This is a genomic window from Nitrincola sp. A-D6 (genome assembly GCF_000764495.1).
GTDB lineage: Bacteria > Pseudomonadota > Gammaproteobacteria > Pseudomonadales > Balneatricaceae > Nitrincola.
Window position 1 is genome coordinate 85,282 of record NZ_JRLB01000110.1, and the last position, 10,130, is coordinate 95,411.

Annotated in this window: 6 protein-coding genes, 2 rRNA genes and 2 pseudogenes; 3 read left to right on the forward strand and 7 right to left on the reverse strand. The window is 50.2% G+C overall.

Annotation, left to right across the window (positions count from 1 at the left end; genetic code table 11):
* The first annotated feature begins 37 nt into the window (after positions 1-37).
* Entirely contained in the window at positions 38-520 is a 483-nt protein-coding gene (locus LH51_RS17685) for an asparaginase domain-containing protein (RefSeq protein ID WP_036524800.1), read from the forward strand.
* Between the two features lie 6 nt (positions 521-526).
* On the opposite strand, the gene LH51_RS17690 is transcribed toward LH51_RS17685, so the two are convergent.
* The 4 genes and pseudogenes from LH51_RS17690 to LH51_RS17705 all read right to left on the reverse strand — a co-directional run bounded on the left by LH51_RS17690 (position 527) and on the right by LH51_RS17705 (position 4,587).
* Positions 527-2,641: a RelA/SpoT family protein gene (locus tag LH51_RS17690; RefSeq protein WP_036524802.1), complete on the reverse strand. Its 2,115-nt coding sequence runs from the start codon at positions 2,639-2,641 to the stop codon at positions 527-529.
* 85 nt (positions 2,642-2,726) lie between these two features.
* A pseudogene (gene rpoZ / locus LH51_RS17695) lies at positions 2,727-2,938 on the reverse strand (DNA-directed RNA polymerase subunit omega).
* Between the two features lie 55 nt (positions 2,939-2,993).
* A complete protein-coding gene (gmk, locus tag LH51_RS17700; protein WP_036524804.1) occupies positions 2,994-3,611 on the reverse strand; it encodes a guanylate kinase in 618 nt (205 codons plus the stop codon).
* Positions 3,612-3,726: 115 nt separating this feature from the next.
* Entirely contained in the window at positions 3,727-4,587 is an 861-nt protein-coding gene (locus LH51_RS17705; RefSeq protein ID WP_036524807.1) for a YicC/YloC family endoribonuclease, read from the reverse strand.
* 94 nt (positions 4,588-4,681) lie between these two features.
* Between LH51_RS17705 and rph the strand changes: the two genes are divergently transcribed.
* Positions 4,682-5,455 carry a ribonuclease PH gene (gene rph, locus LH51_RS17710; protein ID WP_052063912.1) on the forward strand — a complete coding sequence of 258 codons (774 nt, stop codon included), beginning with the start codon at positions 4,682-4,684 and terminating at the stop codon, positions 5,453-5,455.
* Between the two features lie 45 nt (positions 5,456-5,500).
* Here rph and LH51_RS17715 read toward each other — a convergent pair whose 3' ends face one another.
* Positions 5,501-6,274, reverse strand: a complete 774-nt coding sequence (locus tag LH51_RS17715; protein WP_036524809.1) for an exodeoxyribonuclease III — start codon at positions 6,272-6,274, stop codon at positions 5,501-5,503.
* Between the two features lie 164 nt (positions 6,275-6,438).
* On the opposite strand from LH51_RS17715, the pseudogene pyrE reads away from it, so the two are divergent.
* Positions 6,439-7,079: pseudogene (gene pyrE, locus LH51_RS17720) on the forward strand (orotate phosphoribosyltransferase).
* A 324-nt stretch (positions 7,080-7,403) separates the two neighbouring features.
* Here the strand turns inward: pyrE and rrf are convergent.
* Positions 7,404-7,519: ribosomal RNA gene (gene rrf / locus LH51_RS17725) — 5S ribosomal RNA — on the reverse strand.
* A gap of 121 nt (positions 7,520-7,640) precedes the next feature.
* Positions 7,641-10,130: ribosomal RNA gene (locus tag LH51_RS17730) — 23S ribosomal RNA — on the reverse strand; the annotation flags it as partial.

Sequence of the window (10,130 nt, forward strand, 5' to 3'; positions counted from 1 at the left end):
AACCAAACCAATTCACTACAAGTTATACGGAATCAACATGCATCTTCAGATCATCACCACCGGTGGCACCTTCGATAAAATTTATTTTGATGCACTGAGTGAATTCAGCATCGGTGATCCAGCAGCTGAAACAATCCTTCACAGCATCAACCCAAACCTGAGCTGGGAAGTAACCAGCTTGCTGCGCAAAGACAGCCTGGAGCTAACCGATGCGGATCGTGAACTCATCTATCAGACAGTAGCCGATTCATCCGCTGAGCATCTGGTGATTACACACGGCACGGATACCATGATACTAACGGCACAACAGCTGAAAGGCATCCCGGGAAAAACCGTTATTCTAACCGGTGCGATGCTGCCCGCTTTGTGCAAACAAACCGATGCAGAGTTTAATTTAGGGGGTGCCGTTGCCTTGGCTCAGACTTTGCCACACGGTGTCTACCTGTTTATGAATGGCCGTGTGTATGACCCGGACAAGGTTGCCAAAAACCGTGCAGAAAAACAGTTTCAAGATGCCTGAGACAGATCAAGGGCGGGTTATTTTTAACACGGCCCTTAGACGACGCAGTTTCCTGATGACCCCAGCCAGATGCACTCGGTTACTCACCGCCAAGTCCATTTGAACCTTATAAATCTCGCCTTCATGTTCACCGCTATCGATTTTCAGCAAATTAGCACCCGCCTGACTAACGGCTGAGGCCAGGTTGGCAATAATACCGCGCTGCGACTCCACCTCCAACAGCAATACCACCGGGTATTCATCTGCATCACTACCCGACCACTCAAGATAGATGCAGCGCTCTGGATCATCACGTAAAGCTCCCAGATTACTGCAATCTGTCCGATGTACCACCATCCCCTTTCCGGCACTTAAATAGCCAACAATCGTATCGCCCGGAAGCGGATGGCAGCAGCGTGCATATTGTAACACGACCCCTTCAACACCCTTGATGGCTATGGGTTTGCCGTTAGCCGCCTGTACTGGCTCTTCGTCACCACCCTCTGGCCTGAGGCGGCGTGCGACCACGTAAGCCATGCGATTACCCATACCTATATCTTCCAGCAAGTCCTGCAGCGACACCAACTCCGCTTCCTGCAGCAGCGCTGTCAGCTTTTCTGAATCGACATATTCCAAACTGGTGCCATAATTACTCAGGAATTGATTCAACAGGCGACGCCCCAGCTCAACAGATTCATGACGTTGCTGGTTTTTAAGAAAATGCCGAATGCTGGATCGGGCTTTACCGGTTACCACAAAATTCAACCAGGCCATATTCGGCTGCGCACGAGGTGTCGTAACCACTTCAACCGTCTGGCCGCTTTCAAGTGGTTGCGATAACGGCGCCAAACGCCGATCTATCCGACAAGACACGCAGGAGTTGCCTACATCTGTGTGTACAGCATAAGCAAAATCTACTGGCGTCGCGCCCTTCGGCAGCTCAAGAATGCGTCCTTTCGGCGTAAATACATACACCTCATCCGGGAACAGGTCTTTTTTCACGTGCTCAATGAATTCCATCGAATCACCAGCCCGCTCCTGCATTTCAAGCAGACCCTTTACCCACTTACGTGCACGGTTATAAGAACCTACCGCACTGTCTGAATCACCGTATACTTTATAGTGGCTGTGCTCGGCGATACCCTGGCTGGCAACCGCATCCATTTCGCGGGTGCGTATCTGCACTTCGATGGTGATATCCTTGGCACCAAACAGATCAGTATGTAATGACTGATAGCCGTTTGCCTTAGGGATTGCAATATAGTCTTTGAAGCGGCCAGGAACCGGCTTATACAGGTTGTGTACCGCTCCAAGTATGCGGTAACAGTCATCCACAGTTTCGGTAACGATACGAAACGCAAACACATCCATAATATCAACGAAGGCTTTGCGCTGAGTTTTCATTTTTTTATAGATGCTGTAGAGGTGTTTTTCACGCCCAACAACCGAACCGACCAGTCCTTCCATTTTTAAGCGATTATCAATGGATTTCTCAATACTTGAAATAACATCCTTGCGCTGACCTCGCGCCTTCACTACGGCACGGCGAATATACTTGGCCCGCATCGGGTAATACGCCTGGAAGGCCAGATCTTCCAGCTCCACCTGCAGATCACGCATACCTAAACGCGCGGCAACCGGAGAATAAATATCGAGGGTTTCACGCGCTATACGGCGTTGTTTTTCCGCTGGCATAGCGCCCAGGGTGCGCATGTTATGCAGCCGGTCAGATAGTTTGACGATGATCACACGGATATCTTCCGCCATCGCCAACACCATTTTCTGGAAATTTTCCGCCTGGGCTTCGGCTCGGGTCTCAAACTCGAGGTGGGTCAGTTTAGATACGCCGTCGACAATATCAGCGACGGACTGTCCAAACTGCTCGGAAATACCCTGATAGCTAATATCGGTATCTTCAATCACATCGTGCAGCATGGCCGACATCAAGCTCGGATGATCCATGTGCATGCTGGCAAGAATGGAGGCTACAGCCAGTGGATGGGTGACATAGGGTTCGCCGCTTTTACGACGTTGTCCATCATGGGCTTGCTCAGCGTAATAATAGGCACGCCGCACCAAATTAATCTGGTTCGGATCAAGATATTCAGTCAGACGCTGAGAAAGATCGTCAATTGTCGGCATCACCCCTCCCGTATTCAGACCAGCTATTCAGAAAAAATAACTGCCCTGCCAAGATGATGCCGCATAAGTGAAGTAATTGGAAGAATCAGAACTCGTCGGCATCTTCAAGCACTGAACGATCAATCAATCCTGCACTGATTTCCCGTAGCGCCACAACGGTGGCTTATCATTTTCCCATTCAACCTTGGGATCTTTACCGCCTATAGCCAACTGACGCGCACGTTTTGACGCTACCATTACCAGCTCAAAACGGTTTTCTAAATTATCAAGACAATCTTCAACAGTTACTCGGGCCATACCAACCTCAGGATTCGGGGCAAAAAAGATGCGATAGTTTACGAAATGACCAGTATCACGACAAGAGTTCAGACAACAAGCCAGCATGTTTTATCTGCTGAGCATCCTGTCTTAAGCGCCTGGCGATGAACACACTGTGTAGTTCTTCAAGGGCCTGGTCAAAATCATCGTTGATTATAACATAATCAAACTCAGGATAATGGCTCATCTCATCAACAGCCTTAGACATTCTCAGCGCGATCACTGATTCGTCATCCTGACCCCGCCCTTTGAGGCGCTGTTCCAGTGCCTGACGGCCTGGCGGCAGGATAAACACTGACACGGCACCCCGCATCAAACGGCGCACCTGCTGGGCTCCCTGCCAATCAATTTCCAGAATCACATCCACCCCATCAGCCAACTGATCCTTCACCCAGGTCTGAGAGGTACCGTATTTATTGCCGAACACCTCAGCATATTCCAAAAACTGCCCCAACCCGATCATTTCATCGAAGCTTTCATGACTGACAAAATTATAATCCCGAGCATCCACCTCACCCTCACGAGCAGCACGAGTAGTATGTGACACGGAAACACGCACACCGGCATCTCTATCCAGAAGCGCTTTGACTAAACTGGTTTTACCCGCACCGGACGGTGCTGAAATGATATAGAGCGTACCTGGGGTATTCATTGGGCTGTCCTGTTTTGAAACTTGCTTTGATGTATATTCAACGTGGCATAGTCTGCCTGACTGCATATATTAGATACATGATGCGCCTAAATCCACAGCCTGCAAGCATATAGACTCATTCGATATTCTGGATCTGCTCTCGCATCTGTTCAATCAGCACCTTAAGATCAATAGCCGCCTGAGTAGACAGGATAGCAATCGATTTGGATGACAGGGTGTTTGCTTCGCGGTTTAGCTCTTGCATCAGAAAATCCAGCCGCCGCCCCATCGGCTCAGACGTTTTCAGTACACGACGGACTTCGCTGAGGTGCGCATCAAGTCGGTCCAGCTCTTCTTCAACATCGGCTTTGTGGATCAGCAGAACCACTTCCTGCTCGACACGAGCTGGATCGGTATCGCTGATCAGCTTACCGATACGCTCCTGCAACGCGGCTGTTTGTCGTGCCAGTAGCTGCGGTAGCTGCTGACGTAGCTCAGCCAGTATTGAAGCGATGGCATCCAGGCGCTGCTCTATCATCACACAAAGCTTTTCTCCTTCACGAAGACGACCTTCGCAGAGGGATGCCAGTGCCTGATCAAACAATGCCAGAACATCGCTATCCGGCACTTGCTGATATTCTTGCTGTTTCAGCACACCAGGCCATTTGAGTAGTTCCAGAGGAGACAGTGCCGTAGAGGCCTGAAGATGCGTCTCTACGCGCTCTATAGCTGACAACAGGGATTGCACCAGCGCATTATCAACGCTTAACTGCGCATCACTCAGTTGCGCCTGAACACGCAGGGATATTTCCACTTTGCCTCGATTTAAATGGGCTCTCAGGCGCTCACGCAGATGTGGCTCCAGATCACGGTAGCTATCTGGCAAGCGGAAATGCATTTCCAGGTAACGACTGTTAACGGAACGTAGCTCCCATTTCAGCTCTGTTTCAGTGGATGTGTCACTTAAGGCCGCAAAAGCGGTCATGCTTCGTGTCATCTTGGCTCAATCTCGACTAAAATCACAGGTTAGACTTATATTAACAGCCTTGGTGCCATGACTCTATCAGGTGCCGGCCAAGCAAGGGGATACAATGAGCTCAACTTTGTCAGATCAGTTGAAAGGTCTCGGTCTGAATAAACTCCGTCCGGGAGGGCGTCAGCCTGATCAACTACGCGAAATCAAAATGACCCGGAATTACACCCGTCATGCCGAAGGCTCTGTACTGGTTGAGTTCGGTGACACCAAAGTGCTTTGTACCGCCAGTGTTGAACGTGGTGTTCCCCGATTTCTGCGTGGGTCAGGTTCAGGCTGGATAACAGCTGAATATGGCATGCTGCCCCGAGCCACTAACACCCGCAATGATCGTGAAGCCAGCCGGGGTAAGCAATCCGGACGTACTATCGAGATTCAGCGTCTGATCGGCCGCTCATTGCGTGCGGCTATAGATTTGAAAAAGCTGGGCGAGAATACCATCACCATTGATTGTGATGTGATTCAGGCAGATGGCGGCACCCGTACTGCAGCTATCAGTGGCGCCTGTGTGGCACTGGCCGATGCCATTGAGTTTCTTCGCAAGGATAAAAATGGTGCTGTAAAAGGTAATCCATTTAAACAGCTTATTGCCGCTGTGTCGGTTGGTATTTGTAAGGGCGAGCCGGTACTGGACTTAAACTACGAAGAAGACTCTGTCGCTGAAACGGACATGAATGTGGTGATGACTGAAGCTGGTGGTTTTATCGAGGTGCAGGGAACCGCTGAAGCAGCACCCTACTCTCAGGAAGAACTGAATGCCATGCTCAATCTTGCACGCAAAGGCATTGCAGAAATCAATGAGATCCAGCAAGCGGTTCTAAAGAACAGCTGAGCCAGGCATTGTTTGGCCCCGCTTGTACGGCGGGGCCGGTTTAGCTCAGAAATCCAGATCGTAATCAATGATCAGTGGAGCATGTCCGGAAAAGCGTTCATCTTTATAGATTGACACTTCCTTAATCGTCTTGCGTAGATTTGGCGTGGTAATCTGATAATCCAGACGCGCACCTTCGTTAAGCTTCCAGGCACGGTTATACTCAGGCCACCAGGTGTATTGCCGGTCTGCTTTATTCACTTGACGGAAAGCATCGACAAACCCAAGGTCACCGAACATCTCTTCGATCCAGATGCGCTCTTCAGCCAAAAAGCCGGATACACGCTGATTTACATACCAATTACTTAGATCGATTGGTTTGTGGGCAATATTAAAGGTACCAGTGAAAATAAAATCACGACGCTTGCGCAAGGTCTTTTTCAAGTGACCCATAAACAGATCCAGGTACTCCATTTTAGCAGCCTGGTCCTGATCACTTTTTAGCCCTGATGGAATCGTCAGTGAAGAAATACTGAACTTGTCAAAATCGGCCTGAATAAAGCGTCCATTGAAATCACACTGCTCAAACCCCAATCCAGTCATGATAGCTTTGGGTACATGGCGAGTGTAAATAGCGACACCACTAAAGCCATCCTCAAACGCATCAAAGAAATAGGCATGGTAACCTTCAGGGTGGTAACGATCCGCATCCAGTTGGTACTCTTTAGCACGGAGGCTCTGCAGACAAACTACGTCCGCATCCTGTTTCACCATCCAGTCAAAGAATCCTTTGTCAGCGGCTTGTTCAATACCTTCAGTATTGAAAGAAATCACGCGCATATTAGGGCGGCTCCGTTGAGCAGGTTTAATGTTATTGGTATTAAGTCGTAGATTGTATCGGTAACAGGCCGAAAAAGAAATTTATACTATGCAACTTAATGGATCAGTGAACCCTACAGGGTTATCATTAACACTTCTTTTAACTCAGACCCAGCGGATTACCTATGCACGATTATCAACGCGAATTCATCAAGTTTGCCATTGAAACCCAAGTACTAAAATTTGGTGAATTCACTCTGAAATCAGGTCGTGTAAGCCCCTATTTTTTTAATGCTGGCCTATTCTGTACCGGTGAAGCGCTGCGTAAGCTGGGGCACTTTTATGCAGCAGCACTGCAGCAGTCAGGTGTGGAATATGATCTACTCTTCGGACCGGCCTATAAAGGCATACCTCTCGCCGCTACCACGGCTGTAGCGCTTGCAGGAGAACACCAACGCGACGTTCCCTATGTCTTTAACCGTAAGGAAGCCAAAGACCATGGTGAAGGCGGATCACTGGTGGGGCTGAACTGAAAGGACGGACATTGATAATTGATGATGTAATTACCGCAGGCACGGCCATACGCGAGGTCATGGCGATTCTTGAGCGGGCCAATGCACAACCTGCTGGAGTTTTGATTGCCCTGGATCGTCAGGAAAAAGGCCGTGCGGAGCTATCGGCAATCCAGGAAGTGGAGCGCGATTTTGCTATTCCTGTTATCAGCATAATCACCCTGGCGCAGTTAATTGAATACCTGGAAGAGCTGGGTAGCCAACCGGCAGAGCTTGCAGCTATCCGTCAATATCGTCAGGACTATGGTATTTAACTCTTAACAACGCGCTAACTGCTTTTAACCACAAGAGTCATGAGCACGAAGCACGAAATATTTTTCACTGATAAAACCCCAATAAAACACCTGGCACGAAGTGACAGGGGTTTTTTAAGTATTAAGTGCCTGGCGATGACCTACGTTATTCGGGCTTCGCCCTCACCCACTCAGCGCCTTGCGCTTCGGGGCCGTCGTCGCTAGCGCCGACGTTCAACGCGCTACGCGCTTTTGTCGCATGGCCCCATGTGCGAGTAGCTCAACTAGCAAATATARTAAAAAAAAGGGCCACCCTGATGGGTGACCCTTTCTTTTATATTAAGTGCCTGGCGATGACCTACTCTCACATGGGGAGACCCCACACTACCATCGGCGATGACGCGTTTCACTACTGAGTTCGGGATGGGATCAGGTGGTTCCACGTCTCTATGGTCGCCAGACAAAACTGGAACAACTCGGACTGCTTTGAAATAGATTATTCAGTGTCTTGTAGCGCTACAAGCGTCAACCGCGTAGCGATCTTCTGTTACCAGCCCACCAACCAAACGCCTTGGGCGTTATATGGTCAAGCCTCACGAGCCATTAGTACAGGTTAGCTCAACGCCTTACAACGCTTACACACCCTGCCTATCAACGTCCTGGTCTCGGACGACTCTTTAGGGGCCTCAAGGGCCCAGTGAGATCTCATCTTGAAGGGGGCTTCCCGCTTAGATGCTTTCAGCGGTTATCCTGTCCGAACGTAGCTACCCGGCAATGCCACTGGCGTGACAACCGGAACACCAGAGGTTCGTTCACTCCGGTCCTCTCGTACTAGGAGCAACTCTTCTCAAATCTCAAACGCCCACGGCAGATAGGGACCGAACTGTCTCACGACGTTCTAAACCCAGCTCGCGTACCACTTTAAATGGCGAACAGCCATACCCTTGGGACCGGCTTCAGCCCCAGGATGTGATGAGCCGACATCGAGGTGCCAAACACCGCCGTCGATGTGAACTCTTGGGCGGTATCAGCCTGTTATCCCCGGAGTACCTTTTATCCGTTGAGCGATGGCCCTTCCATTCAGAACCACCGGATCACTAGAACCTGCTTTCGCACCTGCTCGACGTGTCTGTCTCGCAGTCAAGCACCCTTCTACTCTTGCGCTCATTGGCTGATTTCCGACCAGCCTGAGGGTACCTTCGTGCTCCTCCGTTACTCTTTGGGAGGAGACCGCCCCAGTCAAACTACCCACCACACAATGTCCTCAATCCAGATAATGGATCTAAGTTAGAACCTCAAAGTTGCCAGGGTGGTATTTCAAGGTTGGCTCCACGCAGACTAGCGTCCACGCTTCTAAGCCTCCCACCTATCCTACACAAACAAATTCAAAGTCCACTGTGAAGCTATAGTAAAGGTTCACGGGGTCTTTCCGTCTAGCCGCGGGTACGCTGCATCTTCACAGCGAGTTCAATTTCACTGAGTCTCGGGTGGAGACAGTGTGGCCATCGTTACGCCATTCGTGCAGGTCGGAACTTACCCGACAAGGAATTTCGCTACCTTAGGACCGTTATAGTTACGGCCGCCGTTTACCGGGGCTTCGATCAAGAGCTTCTCCGAAGATAACCCCATCAATTAACCTTCCGGCACCGGGCAGGCGTCACACCCTATACGTCCACTTTCGTGTTTGCAGAGTGCTGTGTTTTTAATAAACAGTCGCAGCCACCTGGTATCTTCGACCGACAAAAGCTTACGGAGCTAGTCCTTCACCTTCATCGGCGTGCCTTCTCCCGAAGTTACGGCACCATTTTGCCTAGTTCCTTCACCCGAGTTCTCTCAAGCGCTTGGTATTCTCAACCTGACCACCTGTGTCGGTTTGGGGTACGGTCGTCTGTAACCTGAAGCTTAGAGGATTTTCCTGGAAGCTTGGCATCAACCACTTCAACTCATACGAGTCTCGTCATCAAGTCTCAGCCTTAAGTGAGCGGATTTGCCTACTCACTCAGCCTACACCCTTAAACATGGATAACCATCACCATGCTGGCCTAGCCTTCTCCGTCTCCCCATCGCAGTTACAGCCGGTACGGGAATATTAGCCCGTTTCCCATCGACTACGCATTTCTGCCTCGCCTTAGGGGCCGACTCACCCTACCCTGATTAACATTGGATAGGAAACCTTGGTCTTCCGGCGGACGAGTTTTTCACTCGTCTTATCGTTACTTATGTCAGCATTCGCACTTGTGATACCTCCACGATGCCTCCCGGCTTTCGCTTCAACGGCTTACACAACGCTCCTCTACCATGCGTGCACTTCCTTAAATACACTTAATTTACACTCCTCACCCGACTCAACGTTCGGGGGGCGCTTGGTCGTGCGCTTCGCGCCCGACAATCGCTTGTGTGTACTTAAGTGAAGTGCACGCATCCGCAGCTTCGGTACTAAGTTTGAGCCCCGTTAAATCTTCCGCGCAGGCCGACTCGACTAGTGAGCTATTACGCTTTCTTTAAAGGGTGGCTGCTTCTAAGCCAACCTCCTAGCTGTCTGAGCCTTCCCACATCGTTTCCCACTTAACTTAGATTTTGGGACCTTAGCTGGCGGTCTGGGTTGTTTCCCTTTTCACGACGGACGTTAGCACCCGCCGTGTGTCTCCCATGATTGCACTTCTGGGTATTCGGAGTTTGCATCGGGTTGGTAAGTCGGGATGACCCCCTAGCCGAAACAGTGCTCTACCCCCCAGAGTGAGACATGAGGCGCTACCTAAATAGCTTTCGAGGAGAACCAGCTATCTCCGGGCTTGATTAGCCTTTCACTCCGATCCACAGGTCATCCGCTAACTTTTCAACGGTAGTCGGTTCGGTCCTCCAGTTGATGTTACTCAACCTTCAACCTGCCCATGGATAGATCGCCCGGTTTCGGGTCTACTCCCAGCGACTAAACGCCCTATTAAGACTCGGTTTCCCTACGCCTCCCCTATTCGGTTAAGCTTGCCACTGAAAGTAAGTCGCTGACCCATTATACAAAAGGTACGCAGTCACCGTATTAAAACGGCTCCCACTGCTTGTACGTACACGGTT

Excerpts from the sequence above, each read along its gene's own strand:
- LH51_RS17685 (WP_036524800.1), top strand. The coding sequence starts at position 38 with ATGCATCTTCAGATCATCACCACCGGTGGCACCTTCGATAAAATTTAT.
- LH51_RS17690 (WP_036524802.1), bottom strand. The coding sequence starts at position 2,641 with ATGCCGACAATTGACGATCTTTCTCAGCGTCTGACTGAATATCTTGAT.
- gmk (WP_036524804.1), bottom strand. The coding sequence starts at position 3,611 with ATGAATACCCCAGGTACGCTCTATATCATTTCAGCACCGTCCGGTGCG.
- LH51_RS17705 (WP_036524807.1), bottom strand. The coding sequence starts at position 4,587 with ATGACACGAAGCATGACCGCTTTTGCGGCCTTAAGTGACACATCCACT.
- rph (WP_052063912.1), top strand. The coding sequence starts at position 4,682 with ATGAGCTCAACTTTGTCAGATCAGTTGAAAGGTCTCGGTCTGAATAAA.
- LH51_RS17715 (WP_036524809.1), bottom strand. The coding sequence starts at position 6,274 with ATGCGCGTGATTTCTTTCAATACTGAAGGTATTGAACAAGCCGCTGAC.